This is a genomic window from Marinomonas foliarum (assembly GCF_016906065.1).
Taxonomy (GTDB): Bacteria; Pseudomonadota; Gammaproteobacteria; order Pseudomonadales; family Marinomonadaceae; genus Marinomonas; species Marinomonas foliarum.
On record NZ_CP070273.1, the window covers coordinates 1,838,788 to 1,859,943 of the forward strand.

The 21,156-nt window shown below is 44.4% G+C and carries 18 protein-coding genes and 1 riboswitch; of the genes, 12 read left to right on the forward strand and 6 right to left on the reverse strand.

All coding sequences use genetic code 11. The features are described from left to right. On the forward strand, nucleotides 1–861 hold the full coding sequence (locus JSY38_RS08550; RefSeq protein ID WP_114411442.1) for an energy transducer TonB: 861 nt from the start codon (nucleotides 1–3) through the stop codon (nucleotides 859–861). Nucleotides 862–946: 85 nt separating this feature from the next. Here the strand turns inward: JSY38_RS08550 and rpoH are convergent, their stop codons facing one another. From rpoH to ftsY, 4 genes are all read right to left on the reverse strand, one after another. Further along, entirely contained in the window at nucleotides 947–1,813 is an 867-nt protein-coding gene (gene rpoH / locus JSY38_RS08555) for an RNA polymerase sigma factor RpoH (protein ID WP_114411441.1), read from the reverse strand. Between the two features lie 129 nt (nucleotides 1,814–1,942). Further along, nucleotides 1,943–2,950 (reverse strand): permease-like cell division protein FtsX, encoded by a 1,008-nt coding sequence (ftsX, locus tag JSY38_RS08560; RefSeq protein WP_114411440.1) that lies wholly within the window; start codon nucleotides 2,948–2,950, stop codon nucleotides 1,943–1,945. Beyond that, nucleotides 2,951–3,622, reverse strand: coding sequence for a cell division ATP-binding protein FtsE (ftsE, locus tag JSY38_RS08565; protein ID WP_110577038.1), 672 nt, complete (start codon nucleotides 3,620–3,622; stop codon nucleotides 2,951–2,953). Between the two features lie 40 nt (nucleotides 3,623–3,662). Further along, the gene (gene ftsY / locus JSY38_RS08570; protein ID WP_205116447.1) at nucleotides 3,663–4,883 is read right to left on the reverse strand and encodes a signal recognition particle-docking protein FtsY; all 1,221 of its coding nucleotides are present in this window, start codon (nucleotides 4,881–4,883) and stop codon (nucleotides 3,663–3,665) included. A gap of 161 nt (nucleotides 4,884–5,044) precedes the next feature. Between ftsY and JSY38_RS08575 the strand changes: the two genes are divergently transcribed. The 11 genes from JSY38_RS08575 to JSY38_RS08625 all read left to right on the forward strand — a co-directional run bounded on the left by JSY38_RS08575 (nucleotide 5,045) and on the right by JSY38_RS08625 (nucleotide 18,347). Further along, nucleotides 5,045–6,361: an insulinase family protein gene (locus tag JSY38_RS08575; RefSeq protein WP_205116449.1), complete on the forward strand. Its 1,317-nt coding sequence runs from the start codon at nucleotides 5,045–5,047 to the stop codon at nucleotides 6,359–6,361. Continuing rightward, on the forward strand, nucleotides 6,358–6,957 hold the full coding sequence (rsmD, locus tag JSY38_RS08580; RefSeq protein WP_114411437.1) for a 16S rRNA (guanine(966)-N(2))-methyltransferase RsmD: 600 nt from the start codon (nucleotides 6,358–6,360) through the stop codon (nucleotides 6,955–6,957). The genes JSY38_RS08575 and rsmD overlap by 4 nt, the downstream gene beginning before the upstream one ends. A 233-nt stretch (nucleotides 6,958–7,190) precedes the next feature. Continuing rightward, a complete protein-coding gene (locus tag JSY38_RS08585; RefSeq protein ID WP_205116451.1) occupies nucleotides 7,191–9,077 on the forward strand; it encodes a methyl-accepting chemotaxis protein in 1,887 nt (628 codons plus the stop codon). A gap of 202 nt (nucleotides 9,078–9,279) precedes the next feature. Continuing rightward, a complete protein-coding gene (gene metX, locus JSY38_RS08590; RefSeq protein WP_114411435.1) occupies nucleotides 9,280–10,437 on the forward strand; it encodes a homoserine O-succinyltransferase MetX in 1,158 nt (385 codons plus the stop codon). Continuing rightward, entirely contained in the window at nucleotides 10,437–11,030 is a 594-nt protein-coding gene (gene metW / locus JSY38_RS08595; protein ID WP_114411434.1) for a methionine biosynthesis protein MetW, read from the forward strand. Before metX ends, metW begins: the two co-directional genes overlap by 1 nt. An 83-nt stretch (nucleotides 11,031–11,113) precedes the next feature. After that, nucleotides 11,114–11,737 carry an RdgB/HAM1 family non-canonical purine NTP pyrophosphatase gene (gene rdgB / locus JSY38_RS08600; protein ID WP_205116458.1) on the forward strand — a complete coding sequence of 208 codons (624 nt, stop codon included), beginning with the start codon at nucleotides 11,114–11,116 and terminating at the stop codon, nucleotides 11,735–11,737. Next, a complete protein-coding gene (gene hemW / locus JSY38_RS08605; protein WP_205116460.1) occupies nucleotides 11,734–12,903 on the forward strand; it encodes a radical SAM family heme chaperone HemW in 1,170 nt (389 codons plus the stop codon). Before rdgB ends, hemW begins: the two co-directional genes overlap by 4 nt. Before the next feature lie 418 nt (nucleotides 12,904–13,321). Then, a complete protein-coding gene (locus JSY38_RS08610; RefSeq protein WP_114411432.1) occupies nucleotides 13,322–14,905 on the forward strand; it encodes a BCCT family transporter in 1,584 nt (527 codons plus the stop codon). 69 nt (nucleotides 14,906–14,974) lie between these two features. Continuing rightward, a riboswitch (yybP-ykoY riboswitch) is annotated at nucleotides 14,975–15,173 on the forward strand. Between the two features lie 6 nt (nucleotides 15,174–15,179). After that, the gene (locus JSY38_RS08615; RefSeq protein WP_114411431.1) at nucleotides 15,180–15,746 is read left to right on the forward strand and encodes a TMEM165/GDT1 family protein; all 567 of its coding nucleotides are present in this window, start codon (nucleotides 15,180–15,182) and stop codon (nucleotides 15,744–15,746) included. A gap of 27 nt (nucleotides 15,747–15,773) precedes the next feature. Beyond that, entirely contained in the window at nucleotides 15,774–17,630 is a 1,857-nt protein-coding gene (locus JSY38_RS08620; protein ID WP_205116467.1) for a DUF294 nucleotidyltransferase-like domain-containing protein, read from the forward strand. After that, entirely contained in the window at nucleotides 17,631–18,347 is a 717-nt protein-coding gene (locus tag JSY38_RS08625) for a 3'-5' exonuclease (protein WP_114411429.1), read from the forward strand. Nucleotides 18,348–18,351: 4 nt separating this feature from the next. Here the strand turns inward: JSY38_RS08625 and JSY38_RS08630 are convergent, their stop codons facing one another. Continuing rightward, the gene (locus JSY38_RS08630; RefSeq protein WP_114411428.1) at nucleotides 18,352–19,413 is read right to left on the reverse strand and encodes a LacI family DNA-binding transcriptional regulator; all 1,062 of its coding nucleotides are present in this window, start codon (nucleotides 19,411–19,413) and stop codon (nucleotides 18,352–18,354) included. Between the two features lie 106 nt (nucleotides 19,414–19,519). Then, nucleotides 19,520–21,139 carry an alpha-glucosidase gene (locus JSY38_RS08635; protein ID WP_205116474.1) on the reverse strand — a complete coding sequence of 540 codons (1,620 nt, stop codon included), beginning with the start codon at nucleotides 21,137–21,139 and terminating at the stop codon, nucleotides 19,520–19,522. Nucleotides 21,140–21,156: the final 17 nt, after the last annotated feature.

A 21,156-nucleotide genomic window follows, 5' to 3' on the forward strand; every position in this document is an offset into this window, starting at 1 on the left:
ATGCGAGTAATTGATAAATTTTCTATCGCGCTCTTCATTGCCATTAGCCTTCATGTGCTAATGGTGATGATTATTGGTTTCGATTTCGAGCTGCCTTCACCAAAACCCAAAACACTGGAGGTAACGCTTGTTCAACACACTACAAAAGCGCCCAATGAAGCGGACTTCATCGCACAAGCCAATCAACAAGCAAGCGGAACGGAGCTTCGCAAACAGAAGCTAACCACCACAGAAAACGCACAATTTTTATCTGATACTATCCAAGAAATTTCGCCTCCGGTTCAACCTCAACTCGCTTCCCAAAGACCCATAGATGAACCCAGCTTGCTGGCGACACAAAATCAAGAAGCCGTTTTTGAGATCATCAACGAGCCAGATGAGGCAGCTAAAACACTCGAAGAGCAGTTTCGTGGTGAAACGCAAATACCCAGCCACATATCCAACGATATTGCGACTCTAGAAGCACTGCTCGATCAACAAAGGCAATCCTATGCGAAACGCCCAAGGATTCGACGACTGACTTCAGTGTCAGCAAAAGCAGCAGTTGATGCCCAATATTTGGATGACTGGCGCCGTAAAATAGAGCGGATAGGAAATATTCACTACCCTGAAGAAGCCAAGCGTAATCACCTATATGGCGAACTACGCCTTGCTGTGATCATCCAGCCCAGTGGTTACGTCGATGATATAGAAGTGCTACAGTCCTCTGGAATTAGAGTCTTAGACGACGCTGCAATGCGTATTGTTCGCCTTGCCGAACCCTTTCAAGCCTTCCCAAGCGAATTAAAAAAAGAAGTAGATAAGCTAGAAATCATCCGCACTTGGCGATTTGTACCTGGCAACCAACTGCAAAGCCGATAAACATAAACCAATATATTAAAAACATTAGGCACAAAAAAAGCCCTCATCTAGAGGGCTTCTTCTTACCGTTTACTAAAGTTAACGATCAGTCAAATTGACCATCACCCATAGCAAGACGTATTTTCTTCATCGCATTTTTTTCGAGCTGTCGAATACGCTCTGCAGACACACCGTATTCATCTGCCAGTTCATGCAATGTCGATTTCGCATCAGATAACCAACGCTGTACTAGAATATTTCGGCTACGCTCATCAAGGTCTGACATTGCAACTTCTAAACGCTGGTTAGAGTCTTCTTCCCAGTTACCGTTTTCAAGCAAGGTTGCAGGGTCGGATCGATGATCCTCTAAATACTGAGAAGGCGCTTGGAAAGCACTGTCATCATCGTCATCAGCAGAAGCATCAAATGCCATATCAGACGCGCTTAAACGCCCTTCCATTTGGCGAACCACTTCCGGCGTGACGCCAAGATCACTAGCAACTGACTCAACTTCGGAGTTACTGAACCAAGACAGGCTCTTTTTCGCACTGCGCAGATTAAAAAACATCTTACGTTGCGCTTTCGTTGTAGCGACTTTCACAATACGCCAGTTTTTCAGAATAAACTCATGAATTTCAGCTTTGATCCAGTGCACAGCAAAAGACACAAGACGCACACCCACTTCAGGGTTAAATCGTTTTACTGCTTTCATCAGGCCAACATTGCCTTCTTGAATAAGGTCGCCTTGGGCTAAACCGTATCCTGAGTAACTTTTTGCAATATGCACAACAAATCTCAAGTGCGACATAACCAATGTACGTGCCGCTTCAAGATCTTCTTTATAATAAAGACGCTCGGCTAACGCTTTTTCTTCGTCTGCCGTAAGAATCGGAATTCGTCCGACTGCTTGCATATAAGATTCAAGGTTTTGACCTGGAATCATCATGTCTGTAGGTTGGAGAGCTTTACCCATCTCTGTTTCCACCTTCTAGTTGTTCATACTGTGTATGACAAAATACTAACAAGTAAATTCTGCCTGTGTGTGACATAAATGTGAATAAACCATGGCTATTATCTTTAGACTGATTCTAGCCTTTCATCGTCACTGCAGTTCAATATTTGCGATATGTCGGTTAACGGCAATCCACGCGCCGAATACTCCAACAAACGCGCTGATAGTTAAACATAAAACAATCTCATCTGCATTAAAAGACTGAAGATCAAAACCACTCTGATAAAGATCAATCAATCGCTCCGCTGGCGCACTTACCCACCAGCTAAGCAAGAGAATACATAGGCTTGCAAAAAAACCGCCTAATACACCGAACCAAAACCCCATGTATAAAAAGGGCCTACGAATGTACGCATCTGTAGCGCCTACCAACTTCATCACCAACACTTCGTCTCGACGACTTTCTACCGCCATGCGAATGGTATTTCCCACGATAAGTAATACAGCAACTACCAACAATACTGATAAGGCATACACAAAACGCTGGCCAAAACTCAGTATATTCGCAAGACGCTGTAACCATTGTGCATCTAATTCTGCATGATCCACTTCTTTTTCAGCGGCCAATGTATCGCGTAGGGCTTGCAAGCTCGACAAAGTCGTAATGTCCACTGCTTGCTTAGGAATCACTCGTAAAACGATCGGCAACGGGTTCTCTGGAAGTGCAGACATAATCTGCTCATAACCACTGGATTGCTCAAAATACCTTAGCCCTTCTTCCTTAGAAATATATTCCACCGATGCGATGTCATCTTGTGCAGATAAACGATGGGATAATGCCAAAGCCTGAGTGTCTTCCATATTAGGGAAAAGATACAGAGTAATAACAGACTGCTGTTCCCATTGATCAGTCACCGACTGCACGTTTTTCAATAAAACATACAAACCACCGGGTAATGACAATGCGATAGCAATCACCATCACTGTCATGACGCTCGCCAAAGGATAGCTGATCAAACGCATGAAGCTTTCTGCTAGCGTTGCTTGGTGCTGACGAAAGTACTTATTGGGACTAAACGTAGTCCGTGTCGGCCAATTATGTTTCGTCGCTTTAATGGACTCTCGAGTGGCGCCTCGCTGATTCGGCTTTTGTGCCATTTAGCCAAACCCTCCATCGTTAACCATTCGACCTTGATTTAACGTCAAGACTCGATGTCGCATACGTGCCACCAACGCAAGATCGTGACTTGCCACAAGGACTGTCACGCCAACACGATTAAACTCTTGGAATAGATTCATAATTTCAGCGGACAACTTAGGGTCTAAGTTACCCGTTGGCTCATCCGCTAACAGTAATTGAGGTTTGTTCACTACCGCTCTGGCAATACCAACACGTTGCTGTTCACCACCAGACAATGCCATAGGGTTATATTTTTCTTTGTCTAATAAGCCGACTTTGTCCAACGCTGCTCTAACACGTTTAGCAATCTGCGCCGGGTCAGCACCGCTCACTTGTAGGGGCAGGGCTACGTTATGGAATACGCTTCGATCTAATAACAACTGGTGATTTTGAAAAACCACACCGACACGACGTCTATGGTGAGGCACGGCTCGTCGGCTTAAGGTACGCAGATCAACCCCATCAACCAAAATTTGGCCAGAGGTTTGACGTTCAATCATCATCATGAGTTTCATTAAGGTACTTTTACCTGCACCAGAATGCCCAGTAAGAAAAGCCATTTCGCCCTGTCGCAAATGAAAACTCACTTGTGACAATGCTTCTTGACCACTCTCGTACTTTTTACCCACCCGTTGAAATTCAATTTCCACGTTTATCCACTATCCTTAACTAAAAAGGTTGAATGTTTTTCTATTCGCCATCAAACAAGGCATCAATGAATTCTTGCGCAACAAAAGGACGCAAGTCATCCGCTTGCTCGCCCACGCCAATGTAGCGTATTGGCAGAGCAAACTGTTTAGAGATCGCAAAAATAATTCCGCCTTTTGCCGTACCGTCTAGCTTAGTTAATGTGATACCGCTCACACCAACCGCTTCAGAGAACAACTTCGCCTGACTAATTGCGTTTTGACCTGTCCCCGCGTCAAGTACAAGCATCACCTCATGAGGCGCATGTACATCTAGTTTTTTCATGACACGAACGACTTTAGACAGCTCGTTCATTAGGTTTGCTTTGTTTTGCAAACGACCCGCCGTATCAGCAATCACAACATCAATACCTTTGGCTTTAGCAGACTCAATAGCATCGTAAATGACTGAAGCGGAATCCGCGCCACTATGTTGCGCCACAACAGGTACATTATTGCGCTCGCCCCACACTTGCAACTGTTCAACTGCGGCTGCACGAAAAGTATCGCCCGCCGCCAACATAACACTTTTACCTTCTGCCTGATATTTTTTCGCTAGTTTGCCAATAGTCGTCGTTTTGCCTACGCCATTTACGCCAACCATCAAGATAACAAAAGGGCCTTCTTGGTTAGCTGGCTCTAGCTCTTGTTCAGAGACAGCAAGAATACCCTGCATATCGGCTTTCAATTGATTCAACAAGGCATCAGAATCTTTTAACTCTTTACGGTTCAGCTTCTCTGTTAAACCAGTCATTAAGGCCTGTGTTGCATCAATACCAACATCCGCCATTAATAGCTGAGTTTCTAATTCCTCTAAAACGTCTGCATCTACTTTTTTATGTCCACGGACAACCGAAGACAAACCATTACCTAAACCGCTTCGTGTACGAGATAATCCAGACTTAATACGCTGAGACCAAGATAACGCTGGCGCCGGCTCTTCAACAGGCAGACTTTCAATAGGGCTATGATCACTTACTTCTTCAATTGAAGAGGAATCCACATCAATTGTTTCCGGCGTGCTTGTAGTGCCATCTTTAGCTTCAGATGCATCTATATCCTTTTTCTTAGCCGCTTTAATATCTGCATTCATTTTATTCACAAACCGGCGGCGAATAATAAAGGCTATAATGGCTAATAGCGTTCCAATCGCAATAGGAACATAACGCGCATATTCACCAAAATACGGTGTAAAAAAAACAATGATTTGATTAACAACTTCCATTAAATCGGTCTCTTTATTTTGACTGATGCAGTTAACATCAGTGAAATGCTATGATTGGACATTGTGCCACGCAGATAAGCACTAAAACGACTATTTTAACATCATTTTAGTGTGCAAACAGGCCTAGTTTCACACTAACACATACCGATTCAAGGTTAATTATGTCTGACAGTAACAAACCTCTCTTTAGTCGACCTGTTTTAGCGGCCATTATGCTGTTCTGCACACTGGCAATTTGGTTGCTCAATTTAACCGCGACCAGTAGCACACTTCCTACACCTAAGGTAGAAACCTGGACAACCTCATCAGGCGTTCCTGTGGTGTGGCTCAAGCAAGAGACGTGGGAAAACAGCAATAAAGTAGAGCTTCGCTTTGCTTTTCGTTCCGTCACCACCAATACCGTATTGATAGAAACAACACTGGCCATGTTGATGAGCGATTCTCTTCCATTAAGTACCGCCTCAATTAACCAAAGACTTGCACCATTGGCAGCCAGTGCAAACAGCTATTATGACCATGAAAACCAAGTCATTGGCTTAACTTTAAACAATGAAACCGATTATTTACTGCCCTCATTATCATTAGTCACCAAATGGCTAAAGAGCCCAGATTTCAAACGTCGTACTTTTGACAATTGGCAAGCTCAGAGGCCTTTGTCACCAGATGCACAGCACGAGCTTGAAGGTGCCTTATTCTTTGACAGTGCGGCAGAACAAATCAGTAGAAACCGTACACCAGCATCGCTAGAACGCATTATCGATTACTACCAGAGTTTAAAAAACGCGGCCGTTGCCATTTATATAGTCGGAGATCTAACGCTTGAAGCACAGAAAAGCCTTCAAACAGCACTGAACGAGATCAGCCGAGACTTTCAAATAGCCAAGAATCCAGCAGAGCAAATCCAACACGAACCACTCAGCACCATCATTCAACAGAACCAAGGTGAGCTTTGGCAGACTCGCAGTGCCATTGCATTAAAGCCAGTAGCCACGATAAAGGAATGGATTAGCTTACAGATTTGGGGAGCAGACCTAGTTGCCACACTAAATCAGCAACAACATATAGACTTTGTTCAACTTGCCCTCACCCTTTCCCCAACCAATCCTTGGGCATGGTGGAGCATTCAATACAGTAATAACCCTATCATTGCACCTACAGTATCGAACGAAGAAATGGACCAATTAATTGATGCAAAAAGCCTCGTGTTTACCGAACAAGTGCCCTCCATCAAAAGTGAGAAAAGGTTTCAGACCTTACTAGATACCTTTAAAACGCAACTCGAAACACAAGCGTTATCACCCACATGGTGGAGCTACATCGCTACACAAATCACCCACGTAGACAGCCAACTGACTCTAGAGCAATTCGCCAATAACTACCAAGAGGCGGTCGATAGCTTCAGCGCAGAAGATTATCAAGTGGCTCTCACTCAGCTATTAATATCATCCTCTTACCAAGAGATTCAGGTTTACCAATGAAAAAAAAACCACTAAATAACGCGTCAAGTAAAAGCCAAGCGAAAGCCGCCAAGTTGCGAATTATTGCTGGTGAATGGCGCTCACGCCAACTGCCAATTCCAAACATCGAAGGGCTGCGCCCCACTCCCGACAGAGTCCGAGAAACTCTCTTCAACTGGATCAACCATGAGATTCCGGGCGCTGTTTGTGCCGATTTTTTTTGTGGTTCAGGTGCGCTTGGGCTAGAAGCCTTATCACGGGGAGCGAAACACCTAACTTTCGTCGATAACTCCCGAGTTGTCACCCAACAAATGACGCAAAATCTAGCCACCTTAGGAGCCACCAATGCGAGCGTGACAGCACAAAACACCGCCGTATTTCTCGACACGGCAACCCCACAGCCTATGGACATAGTATTTTTAGACCCGCCATTTCGTAAAGGCTGGCTAGCGCAAATTATCCCCTTACTTGAAAAAGGCTGGCTGGCGGACCGTGCGTTGGTGTACATAGAAATGGAAAAAGAAGCACTGCTACCGGAATTACCAGCGCATTGGTCTTTGATAAAAGAGAAAACCGCCGGACAACTTGTCTACCGATTGTTTAGCATTACTAAATAATTGACCTAACTATTATTAGCCCTGCTCAAAACAGGGCTTTTTATATTTTCATCTCCCTAGATCCTGCACCAATTAAAAGCATTTTTTAAACAAAATCGACTAATTATTTGACCCTAACCTAAGCGCACTCACCTCTTAAACTTTTTAGCACGATGATTGCATAGCCAAACAGCCTATGCATTTATTATATGCATGTTATTTCTATAAACTGACGAGCTGGAAGGTCATTAATTATGCTGTTAAACCTATCCTTTAAAACGAAGTTGTTAATACTATTGATCACTGCAATTTTAGGTCTCGTCATTGTCACTTTTGTGGCTATTGGCGGACTGTCTTCTCAACAAAAAGCCAATAATGAGCTGAGATCCCTTTCCAAGATACAAGCGTCTAACGACAACCTCAGCATTCAAATGCTAGACATCGCGGACCGATTAAGATCGGTTTCGGTTGAAACCGTTCAAGAATATCTGGCAACAACACACCAACAGATAGAGCAAAATGCAAACACCATTACCGCCAGCATCGAGAAAGCCAATGGCCAAGATCTAAAAAACGCGCTTGAGGAGAGCTTAGAGCACATCAATCTCTACAGCCAATCGCTCGTAGCCCTTATCAACGAGCGTAACATCATTGGTTTTAACTCTTCTTCTGGCTTACGTGGCAGCATTGATAGTATGGGGACAGAAATCAGTGAAGACATTCAAAAGCTCAGTTTATTAAAACGCGAGTTCACCAACGTTCGAAAAGCGGAAGCCAATTATTTATCTGATCCTACAGAGGATAATTTAGAAGAATTTAGCACCAGCTTCACTCGATTAGACAACCGAATCGAAAACTTTGGTTTTCAAGATACTCATGGCGTAAAGGCTAACGCCTATCGTGAAGCAATTTTGCAGTATGGCCAAGCATACGTCTCTCTTCAAGAGACAGAAAACATATTTACGCAACAAAAAAATAGCTTTACAGAAGGCCAGCTAGCCACCAACAAACTTATTGAAGCCAAACTAGTTGAAGCCGAAGAAGAGGCGCAAAAAAGTTCCTCTCAAGCAAACGCGACCTTACTAACGGTAAGTATTGCCATTATTCTGGTAGCAGCATTGTTGATGATCGCAATTGGACGCAGTGTAAACACCACGCTACAAGGTATTATCTCCGACCTTAATAAAGTTAAAAAAGGTGACATGTCCTCCAAAGCAATCGTCAACACAAAGCGCAATGACGAATTTGACCAACTAAGCCAGTCACTGAATGAAATGACCAGTGGATTAAGCAATGTTCTAAAGGACGTAGTGTCGACTACAGATAATGTCAGCTCCATGTCGACGGATTTAAATAACACCATAAGCAGCATCTCTGGCAGCAACCACTTGGTAAACCAGCGCACCCACTCTTTAGCAACGGCCACAGACGATATATCAAATCGCTTAGCAGAATTGTCGAACACCACCCACGCGCTAAAAAACCACTCCAGCGAGACCTATCAGTCAGCAAAATCCGGTGCGGACACCATAAAAATGGTATTGAACAGTATTAGCGATACTGTAGAGATCGTTAATACAACCAGCCAACAGCTGAACGAGCTAGGCCGTTTGTCCAAGGATATTGATAGCGTTATCGCCATGATCAATGACCTTGCCAGCCAAACAAACCTTCTTGCATTAAACGCAGCCATTGAAGCAGCTCGCGCTGGGGAAGCCGGCCGAGGTTTTTCTGTCGTGGCCGACGAAGTGCGAGCATTAGCAGAAAAAACAGTTGATGCCACCTCAAAAATTACAGGTATTGTTAGCACTATCCAACATTCAACCCAAACAGCAATCACCACCATGGAAAGCGGACAAAACAACTTAAAGGTCATCGGTGAAAATGGCAGCAAAGCAGAAGACGCCATGCGTGATATCGAGAGTAATGCCATGACTGGGTCTAAATCCACAGACTCAATGGCGAACGCTATCCAAGGCGTTGCCAGCACTGCGGTGCAAATGAGTTCTGAAATGGAGCAAATCGCTCAACAACTGAACCAAGATACAAACTCTATCGATATTATGGCGGACAAAACCAAACAGATTCAGCAGCTCTCCGAGCAGCTGGCCAGCAAGACACAAGTGTTCACCCTCCCTTAACCTGTCAATCACATATTTAAAGACGCTTCTATATACTCCAAAAAAAGGCAATAGAAGCGTTTTTTGCTGCGCATGTTTTCCTCCTCCCGCCTCTTGATGACACTAGGCGCAAACGCTAGACTGTACGGCATCATTCATTGATGGACTTTCCCACGTCTCTTCACGGGAATTCGAGCACTTTCATTAGGATACAAACAAACCTATGCCGGACGTCATTCCAGCCGACTCTATTGGTATTGTCACGCCGCAGATTGCGCAATTCGACACGCCATTAACGCTTTCTTGTGGGCAAACACTGTCATCATACGAACTCGTCTATGAGACATATGGAACGCTGAATAAAGCCGCCTCCAATGCCATTTTGATTTGCCACGCACTCAGCGGCGATCACCACGCAGCGGGCTACCATGCTATGTCTGACAAAAAACCAGGCTGGTGGGACTCGGCGATTGGACCTGGCAAAGCCATTGATACCAATAAATTTTTTGTTATTGCACTTAACAACCTGGGCGGTTGCTGTGGCTCAACAGGCCCAACCAGCATCAACCCAGAAACAGGGCAACGTTGGGAAGCTAGCTTTCCAATTGTCACTGTAGAAGATTGGGTCGAAAGCCAAGCTCGTTTAGCGAACTTATTAGGTATCCAAACCTTTGCTGCCATCGTTGGTGGTAGCTTAGGAGGCATGCAGGTACTTGAATGGAGTATTCGCTTTCCAACGCGTTTGCAGTCCGCAGTGATAGTGGCTTCAGCACCAAAGTTATCGACACAAAATATCGCCTTCAACGAAGTGGCACGTCAATCTATTCGCCGTGATCCAGACTTTTTTGATGGAAATTACCTAGACAACAGTTCAGTGCCAACCAATGGCCTTGGCTTGGCACGCATGCTCGGCCACATCACCTATTTATCTGACGATGCCATGGGGGCTAAATTTGGCCGTCAAATGCGTCATGACAGCTACCAATACAACTACGGTGTTGAATTCGAAGTAGAAAGCTACTTACGCTATCAAGGCGAAGCCTTCACCAAACGCTTTGACGCCAACACCTACATGTTAATGACCAAAGCGTTGGATTATTTTGACCCTGCAGCACAAACCAATGGCGACCTCGCGACAGTATTAAGTCGAGCGCAATGCGAATTTTTATTAGTCTCCTTCACTACCGATTGGCGTTTCTCACCAGAGCGCAGTGAAGAAATCGTCAACGCACTCGTCAAAGCTGGCAAGCAGGTGTCTTACGCTAAGATAGAAGCGGCAGAAGGTCACGATGCCTTTTTATTCCCGATTCCGCGCTATATGTCCGTGTTGAATACCTTTTTAACCCGTGTTGCCAATCGCTTAACCACGGAGGTCAAATAATGCGTTCTGATTTAGAAATAATCGACGAATGGGTACTGCCTAATATTCGCGTACTCGATTTGGCTTGTGGCCCCGGAGAATTACTTCATCACCTGATTCAAAATAAACAGGTAAACGGCTATGGCTTGGAAATCGGCCATGACGATTTGAATACCTGTATTGAAAAAGGCATTCCGGTTTTAGAGCAAAATATCGACGAAGGTTTGCAAAACTTCGACGATCAAAGTTTTGATCTCGTTCTAATGACCCATGCTTTGCAACAGTTCCGTCGTCCCGATTTATTGATCGACGAAATGCTGCGTATTGGTAAAGAATGCATAATTACCTTCCCGAACTTTGGCCATTGGCGTAGCCGTATGCATTTGGCATTAAAAGGCCGCATGCCTGTATCGGACTTTTTGCCATACAACTGGTACGACACGCCAAACATTCACTTTTTTACCTTCCAAGATTTTGAACGCCTGTGTGAAGAGAAAAATATAAAAGTGCTACGTTGGGCCGCAGTCGATGGTCAGCTAAAAGACCACTGGTGGATTCGATCTATGCCGAACTTATTCAGCGAAACAGCGATATTTCACATCAGCCGCTCATGATAAGCCATTGAAATCGAGCAACTAAATATGGCAACAAGGCGGCGAAAGAGCCGTCTTTGTTTTACGACATCGAGGAAAAATCCGTGAATAAAACCATCGTACTCGCCAGCAACAATGCCGGTAAAATCAAAGAATTTAATGCGTTACTGGGTGACATGGGCATTGATGTAAAACCGCAAAGCGAGTTTAACGTCGAAGAAGCCGAAGAAACGGGCTTAAGTTTTATCGAGAATGCTATTTTAAAAGCCCGCAATGCTTGCGCTCATACTGGCTTGCCAGCCTTAGCAGATGATTCTGGCATCGAAGTCGACTATCTTGATGGTGCACCGGGAATTTACTCCGCTCGTTTTGCCGGTGAACATGGCGATAATGAAGCGAATAACGCATTGTTATTAGAAAAACTAGAGGGTGTAGCAGAACTTGAACGCACTGCTCGCTTTCATTGTGTTCTAGCTTATATGCGTCACAAAGACGACCCTACTCCGCTGGTGTTTCATGGTGTTTGGGAAGGCCGCATTATGACTTCTACGGAAGGTCAGGAAGGCTTTGGTTATGACCCTTTGTTTTACGTACCAGAATGCGCTTGCAGTGCCGCCAGCTTGCCAAAAGAAGTAAAAAACCAAATTAGCCATCGTGCCAAGGCCTTAAAGCAGCTTTTTAGTGCTTTCCAAAAACAATCATCTGTACAGCAAGGTACGCCATTTTGAGCACCCAGTTACCACCGCTAAGTTTATACATACATTTACCTTGGTGCGTGCGTAAGTGCCCATATTGTGACTTCAACTCCCATCAAGCGGATCGCTTTGAAGCCAATGGCAATCTTCCAGAAGACGCTTATTTGGCGCAGCTTCTAGCCGATCTAGACGCCGATTTGCCTTATGTCGCTGGACGACCAATCCAAACGGCTTTTATTGGTGGTGGTACGCCAAGCTTAATGAGCGAAGATTTTTATTATCGACTCATGGATGCGCTACGCGGCAAGCTGACATGGGCAGACAATGCTGAAATCACCATGGAAGCCAACCCAGGCACCTTTGAGCAAGAAAAATTTCGTCATTTTCGCCAAGCCGGCATCAATCGCTTATCAATTGGTATTCAAAGTTTTCAACCAAACCTGTTGAAAACCCTAGGAAGAATCCACAACCGTGAGGAAGCGATACACGCTGTGGATAAGTCTAGAGCCGCCGGCTTCGATAATATCAACCTAGATTTGATGCATGGTTTACCCGATCAAAGCCTTGAAATGGCATTAGAAGACCTGTCGCTTGCTATCGAACTGAATCCTGAGCACTTGTCTTGGTATCAGTTAACAATTGAACCAAACACCGAGTTCTACCGCCGCCCTCCAAAGCTGCCTGAAGACAATACTTTGTGGGGCATTCAAGATGCAGGACAAGAGTTGCTTAATAAGCATGGTTATGCTCAATACGAGGTATCAGCAAACTCAAAAGAACATCATCGTGCAGCGCACAACCTGAATTATTGGCGCTTCGGTGATTACATCGGAATTGGCGCGGGCGCTCATGGAAAGATCACATTGGTTAATGGTCAAATATTTCGTACACGAAAGACCCGTCACCCAAATCATTACTTAAATAATCTACCTGAAGCCTTGGTCATTAAAGAAGCCATAGAACAAGAAGACCTTCCTCTTGAGTTCATGATGAATCGTCTGCGCTTGTTTGAAACCTTTGATTTAAAGGATTATGAACGATTCACTTATCAAAATGTGCCTGACGCTCTAATCAAAGCCTGTGAGATAGCAATAAAACAAGGTTTTTTAGACACTGATGAGTGGAAAAAACAGAGCATAAAAACCACCGAAAAAGGCAAATTATTCCTCAACGAGTTGCTTGAATTATTCCTTCCTTAGCCGGTCAATTTGTTTACTATAATTTGACATCTAAACATATTGATGTAACTCTTAACCAGTTAAGAACAAAAAAGGCCATCATCGATGGCCTTTTTTGTTCTCTTTCAAAGCTTTAACGTCGAGTTACGCTAGCTTAAATAGTCAGTCCTTATTGACAGGAAAAAGGCTTAAACAGACAAAAATTTAAACGAAAACTCAAATGATACTAAGACTGACGGAAACTGTTGAAATGGTTCCAAAAACGTCGCGTTCAGAACAATTTGATGTTATGAATTCTCTTAATGTTGATTAGCAGTATTGTGCAAAAAATATTCATGTGGGTTTTCGTTTAAATAACGTACCAAGAGTCCCTGACACATGGCATGGCTATATAAGCAAAAAATTCGGGAAAAGTTTTCACTAATTCGGGAGAAGATTTATGACTAACAAAGTACCTGACAATGGTCGGGCAGAATACAATACATCGTATAAGGTGGGACAAGATAACGTTCAGTTTCTTGGCCTCGATGTATTGAACCCAGTCTTTAGTACTAGCGCTGTAATCATTTTCGCATTTATCATCGGCAGTATCTTGTTCCCTGCTGATGCAAGTGTCATTTTATCCGGTGCAAAGAATTGGTCGATCAATAATTTTGATTGGTTCTTTATGGTTGCAGGTAATATTTTCGTTCTCTTTTGTTTGCTACTAATCCTTCTTCCTCTCGGTAAAATCCGTCTTGGTGGCACCGAAGCAAGTGCAGAACATTCAACGATCACATGGTTCTCTATGCTGTTCGCAGCAGGTATGGGTATCGGTCTGATGTTCTGGAGTGTGGCTGAGCCTGTTGGCTATTACACCGGTTGGTACGGCACACCTTTTGATGTCACAGCCAACACACCGGAAGCAAGAGATTTAGCAATGGGCGCAACTATGTTCCACTGGGGTCTTCACCCATGGGCTATTTACGCTGTTGTTGGTTTGTCTTTGGCTTTCTTTGCATATAACAAAGGTCTTCCTCTTACGATTCGTTCTGCTTTTTACCCATTATTCGGTGAGAAAGTTTGGGGCGGCATCGGTCACGTAATCGATGTTATTTCGGTTATTGCGACTATCTTTGGTCTAGCAACTTCGCTAGGTTTTGGCGCGCTACAAGCAACAAGTGGCCTTCACTTCCTTTTTGATATTCCAAATACGCTAACGACACAAATTATTGTCATCTTAGGTGTCACTGCGGTTGCCATTATTTCAGTAGCTCGTGGTCTTGAAGGCGGTGTAAAACTACTGTCTAACGTGAACATGATCATTGCGGCCGTATTAGCAATCTTCATCGTGATCGTTGGTAACACTGGCGCTATCTTTGCAGCAATGGGCTCTTACTTCTTAAACTACGTTGAAAACATCATTCCATTAAGTAACTGGATTGGCCGTGACGATACTACTTTCTACCACGGTTGGACTGTATTCTACTGGGCTTGGTGGATTTCCTGGTCACCATTTGTCGGTATGTTTATCGCGCGCGTTTCTCGTGGTCGTACTGTTCGTGAGTTCCTTGTAGCTGTTCTATTGGTTCCAACAGTTGTTTCTCTTGTCTGGATGTCTATTTTTGGCGGATCAGCTCTAGATCAATCTGCAAATGGCATTGGTGCATTAGCAAACGGAATTTCTGATTCTTCTCTAGCTATGTTCCAAATGTTTGCCAGCCTACCAATGACGTCTGTGATTTCCTTCGTTGGTATCATTCTTGTGTTGGTATTCTTCGTAACCTCTTCAGACTCTGGTTCTTTGGTTATCGATGGTATTACCGCTGGTGGTAAAACTGACGCACCAATGATCCAACGTGTTTTCTGGGCGGTCCTAGAAGGTATCATTGCGATTGCATTGCTTGTTGGTGGTGGTTCTGAAGCACTTGGTGCTATCCAAGCTGCAGCCATTACCATTGGCCTACCGTTTACTTTGCTCATGTTGGTCATGTGTGTAAGTCTATGGAAAGGTCTACATAGCGATATGCACTTGTACAAATAATTTATATTGCAGAGCAACGCGGACAGCAGTGTCTGACCGCGTTGTATTTTTAATATAAATGCTATATTCTCTGCGTCCTCTTAGGGGAGTAATCTTCTTTGCACATACAAACTGCAAAGATTCTTTGTCAACATAATTGAGCCTCAAGCTCATGGCAAAGAAGTCCTGACTCGATAATAAATCGTTGGGATTGGTGAGACTTAAGACAATGACTTGGCTCAGGTGGGCTCAGGTTTGTTGTCTTTCGTTTTATTGCCCACCTAGGACCTATCAAATGGAAGCACTACTCACATCAGTCTCCACTGTCGCTCTCGCGGAAATGGGAGATAAAACCCAACTTCTCGCTCTATTCCTTGCTACGCGCTTCGCGTCTAAATCCTCTATTGTCCTTGGTATTCTTGCCGCCACATTACTCAACCATGCATTATCGGCTTGGATTGGTGTTGAGGTCGCACAATGGATTCCAGAAAGTGCCATTAGCTGGGTAGTTGGTCTAAGCTTTATAGCGGTGGGTCTATGGCTATTGATTCCAGACAAAGACGACAGTGATGATAATAGCATGCTGAAATTCGGTGCATTTGGCGCCACCTTTGTATTATTTTTTCTTGCAGAGATTGGTGACAAAACTCAAATTGCCACTGTTTTGCTAGGCGCACACTACGGCAGTGTCTGGATGGTATTGCTCGGGTCCACTATTGGCATGATGTTAGCCAATGTGCCTGTTGTCTTTGCTGGCAACTGGATCATGGATAGAATAAATGCTGACCGAACTCGTCAGCTTGCTTGTTTGTTGTTTCTTATCTTAGGCGCAGTGACCATTGCTTCGCCATTACTTCAATAAAAAGGCTCTAATAAACAGGAATGTATTATGGACGTCGAATTAACAGAAATACTTGAAGCGCTTTGCCAACATGCCCCATTCAATGAAATTGCAGACGACCCGCAACTTAATGATATGGCGAAAGAAATAGAGATCCAGTATGTTCGCGCTGGGGAAATGGTTATCGCTCAAAGTGCACTGAACAACACCTTGTTCTTTATTCGTAGCGGTGCAATAGAGATTCTCAGCAAAGAGAAAAAGTTAATTCGACGTATGAACGAAGGTGAGCTGTTTGGTTACGCCTCTATTTTACGTGGCGGTAAATCCTCTCAGGCGATGCGAACCATTGAAGATAGCCTTTTGTATCGTATTCCTGCTCGCTGGTTCCTCAAACTGCATCAAGAAAATGATAATTTTTCTGATTTTTTCCAGCTGGCTCGCGAAGCAAGATTACGTGCTGCCATGGATGCGCAAAATTCGGATGTCTCCTTAATGACGTGCCCTGTCGTCAGCTTATTAAGACGACCTCCGATCAGCACACACATAGACTCAAACATTCGTGTCGCCGCTCAAATCATGGCAGAGCACCGTGTTTCTAGTTTATTAATTACTGACAACGACGAACTTATAGGCATACTTACAGATCGAGATTTGCGCACACGAGCAGTGGCTCAAGGTCTGGCTTACGACACTCCGGTATCAGAAATAATGACGCGCGACCCTATCGTCATGGACAGCGGTGACTATGCATCAGAAGCTGTGCTAAAAATGATGGAGCGCAACGTTCACCATATCCCAATCGTCAAAAACGGTCGACCTATTGGCGTTGTCAGCACAGGCGACATCATTCAAAAAGAAAGCCATGGCAGTGTCTATCTGATCAGTGATATTTATAAGCAAACCAGCATTGAAGGCTTAAAAAGCATCAGTCAAAAAATGACCCATACTTTCACGCAACTTGTGGTCGCAGATGCCAATACGCAAATGATTGGTAATGCGATGTCGCACATTGGCACCGCGTTTGTGAAACGGCTTTTGCAATTGGCAGAAGAAATATACGGACCGCCACCAGTACCTTATTGCTTTATTGCACTTGGCTCACAAGCACGCGAAGAACAAACCATTAAAACAGACCAAGACAACGCTCTTATTTTAAGCGATAAATACGACAAGACACTACATGGTGAGTACTTTGAAGCATTAAGTGACTGGGTATGTCGGAACCTTGACGAATGTGGTTACACACTTTGTACTGGCGACATCATGGCGTCTAACCCACGCTGGCGTCAGCCGTTAAAAGTGTGGCAAGAATACTTTAGCGATTGGATACAAAAACCCAAAGCGGAAGCCTTGTTGCGTATGTCTATTTTCTTTGATTTACGCGGTATCTATGGAGACAAAACTCTCGCCAAACAGCTGAACCAACACATACGTCAACAAGCTCAACAGCACTCTGGCTTCTTAACCTTTATGGCAAGAAACGCCAACCAGCGCAAACCACCGCTTGGCTTCTTTAGACAATTTGTCTTAGACGGTGAAGGTAAGCAGTCACGTACCTTCAACTTAAAAGAACGAGGCATTGCTCCGATTATCGACATTGTCCGAGTACACGCCCTTGCCTGCGGGAGCGACAAACTCAACACCTTGGAGCGAATAGAAGACATCGAAGCGGCAGGCTTGTTACCAGGTGGTCGAGCCAAAGATCTTGCTTTGGCACTAGAGATGATCGGCATGGTACGAATTCGCAACCAAAAAGAGCAGATTGAAGCAGGCGAAGAGCCAAATAATCACGTTAACCCAGAACATCTTTCTTCATTTGAAAAGCGTCATTTGCGCGATGCATTCCACATCGTTTCTCGCCAACAGGAGTTCATCAAATTCCGATATGCAGGGAAGCGTAGTTAAATGTCAAAACACGTATTGAAAAATAAAAAAGAAGAAGAGATTCAAGACTGGCAGGAAATGTTTGCGCAATGGGCTGAAGAAGCACCTGAAGGCCCATTAAAACGCTATTACCAAGCTGGTATGATTGCTGCCAACACTTCTCTGAAAGACGCGCCTTTACTGGCGTTGGACTTGGAAACAACAGGGCTTGACCCACACCAAGACGAGATTATCAGCCTTGGTTTGATCCCACTAAGCAGCAAGATCATTCGCTGCCAAGGTGCGAAATACTGGATGGCAAAACCAGAGCATTCATTGAACGCTGAATCCGTAACGATTCATGAAATAACCCATGCTGAGTTGGCCGGAGCGCCCTCTTTGAATGCTATTTTAGACGAGATACTCATCGCGTTAACAAATCAAGTGGTTGTTGTGCATTGCGTCTCTATAGAGCGACAGTTTCTACTCGAAGCCTCAATGAAAGCCTACGGTTATCCGCTGTACTTTCCGGTACTTGATACCATGGATATTGAGCGCCAAGCGACCTTCAAACCTTGGTGGCAGCGCTTTGGCAGACGACCATCGCTGCGTTTAGACGCGTGTCGACAACGTTATAAACTGCCTCGCTACAAGGCTCATCACGCACTCACAGATGCCTTGTCATCGGCGGAACTACTGCAAGCACAGATTTCTTATCACATGGACCCCGAAGCTGACATTTCAAATTATTGGATGTAAGGCTCTATATAATCGAGGGGCAGCTCTCACGGACGACCAATTCGGTTTCTAACACCACGTCCCTGGCCTCTCTAAGTCCTAAGAACACTTCGGCTGCCACGCGACCTTTTTCCACTGTATGCTGGTGGATTGTGGTGATCGAAGGGTGAATATTGGCACTTTCCGCAATCCCATCAAAGCCCACGACCTGTAAATCTTCAGGCACTCGCAAACCTAAATGCAAAGCGGCTTGCACTGCAGCAATAGCAATACAGTCGCTCATGCACAGTAACAACTGTGGACGTTTCGCCATGGTTAATGCTTCGCGGGCGGCTTGATACGCCTGCTTATGATTATTCTCTGGGATATTCCATATATACTCAGAGGCCACCGATAATTGATGCTCTTCCAAGGCTTCGAAGTAACCATGCAAGCGTTGAATAGAAATCGACGCTGCACGATCAAATAGCTCATCTTCTCGGATACGACAAACGCGATCTGTATCCAACAAGCTCAATCCTAAAATGGCGACGGCCTCAGGTTTGTGCTGCAACGCATGGCTTGCCACACGATAAGCACCACTGTGGTTTTCAATGTTGACCGACGTAGTACCTGGAATAAAACTGTCTACTGTAATGATGTTTTTATTCGGCATTAACCAAGGAGCGTTAATACATTGCTGAGGTTTGTGGCCGTAAACGATAAAACCATCCACCATAGAAGACTGCATCCGACTTTGTGCATCTTGTTCCACATGGTCAGACGACAGCAGTAACATATTGTATTCATTGGCTTCAAAGACTTCCGCCATGCCCTTCAGAAACTGATTCGCAACGGGGTCAGTTAGGCTATAACTCAAGTCATCCGAGAGCACTATACCAACGATGCCTGTTCGACCTGTTCGCAAGCTTCGAGCAGCGGCATTAGGGCCAAAGTAGCCCATTTTTTCACATTCACTCAGAATGTTTTCACGCAAATGAGCCGATAATTGATCTGGGCGATTGAACGCATTTGAAATAGTTGCCGTAGACACCTTCAGGCGCTCTGCGACATCTTTTAAAGTCAGCTTTTTTATATTTTTTGTCATGCTCACTGTCCATAATTGCAAAATAACAACGACAAACAAGCCGATTTAGGTCTCCCAAAAATCGGCTTGTTTGTTACTAAAACAGAATGTCGTATAGCAGAGAGGTTTAAGAAAGCTTAGCGAAAAACGCTTGATACGCTGGTAACGTCAAGGCTTGGCCATTCAACGTTGACACAAAGCCATGTCCTTGTAGTTCAGTCATGATATCAGCCCCTACAGTCGCTTGTTGCGACTCTCCTGTCATATTCAACACCACAAGCAAACGCTCACCTTGATATTCACGAACCAAAGCAACTAATTGAGCATTGTTCACGTCACGCTGTGATAACTCACCATTAACCAGTGCTGGTTGCTGTTGGCGCCAATGAATCAGCTGACGCACCTTATGCAATAGTGCATCTGGATTCGCTTCCTGCTCAGCCACGCTCAAAGGTAACTGCTCTTTAGATACAGGTAACCAAGGTTCTACCGTAGAAAAACCACCTAATAGTGACTTATCCCACACCATTGGCGTACGACAACCGTCACGGCCTTTAAATACAGGCCACAATGGAATGCCATAAGGATCTTGAATTCGTTCAAACGGCACATCCGCTTCAGGTAAACCTAACTCTTCACCTTGATACAAACACACACTACCACGTAGAGATAAAATAAGCGCTAAAGCAACCAAAGGGTAGGCTTCACCATCTTCATTAGCCCCCCAGCGAGTACGAGAACGCTCTACATCGTGGTTTGACAACGCCCAACATGGCCAGCCATCGCCCACAATTTCCTGCATGTTTTTCAACACATCACGAATATAGTCTGGCGTATGTGGTTTATTCAAAAAATCAAAGGTGTACGCCATATGTAGCTTGTCGCCACCAGAAGTGTATTCCGCCATGCGCTTGAGTGGAAAATCGTCACCAATTTCGCCCACTGTTGTCGTACCCGGATATTCGTCCATCATGGCACGCATGTCTTTTAGAAAATCGAGATTTTCTGGGCGGCTCAAATCGTATACATGACGTTGGTAAGTATAAGGATTATCGTGTGGCGCCCCCATAGTTTTTGGCTCACCAGCGGGTACAGGAGGATTATCTTCCAAACCTTCACTGTGGAAATAGAAATTCACCGTATCCAAACGGAAACCATCAACCCCCATATCTAACCAAAAACGCATATTATCTAAATGTGCTTTACGTACATCAGGGTTATGGAAATTAAAATCAGGCTGAGACTCCAAGAAATTATGCAGATAATACTGCAAACGACGACTGTCCCACTTCCATGCACTACCACCAAAAATAGATAACCAGTTATTTGGTGGTGAGCCATCTGGTTTTGGGTCCGACCATACATACCAATCGGCTTTAGGATTGGTTTTATCTTGTCGACTTTCTTCAAACCAAGGGTGGGCATCTGCAGAATGACTAATAACCTGATCGATCATAACCTTGAGTCCTAACTCATGAGAACGGTCAATTAAGGCTTTAAAATCCGCTAACGTGCCAAACATAGGATCGATATCACAATAGTCTGACACATCGTAACCAAAATCTTTCATTGGCGATGTAAAAATAGGCGACAACCAAATTGCATCCACACCCAATGACGCTACGTAATCAAGCTTACTCGTAATACCCGCTAAATCACCAATACCATCGCCATTCGCATCCATAAAGCTACGTGGGTAAATCTGGTAAATCACTCCACCTTTCCACCAATTCAAACTGGTCGTCATAACGGCTCTCCATAAAC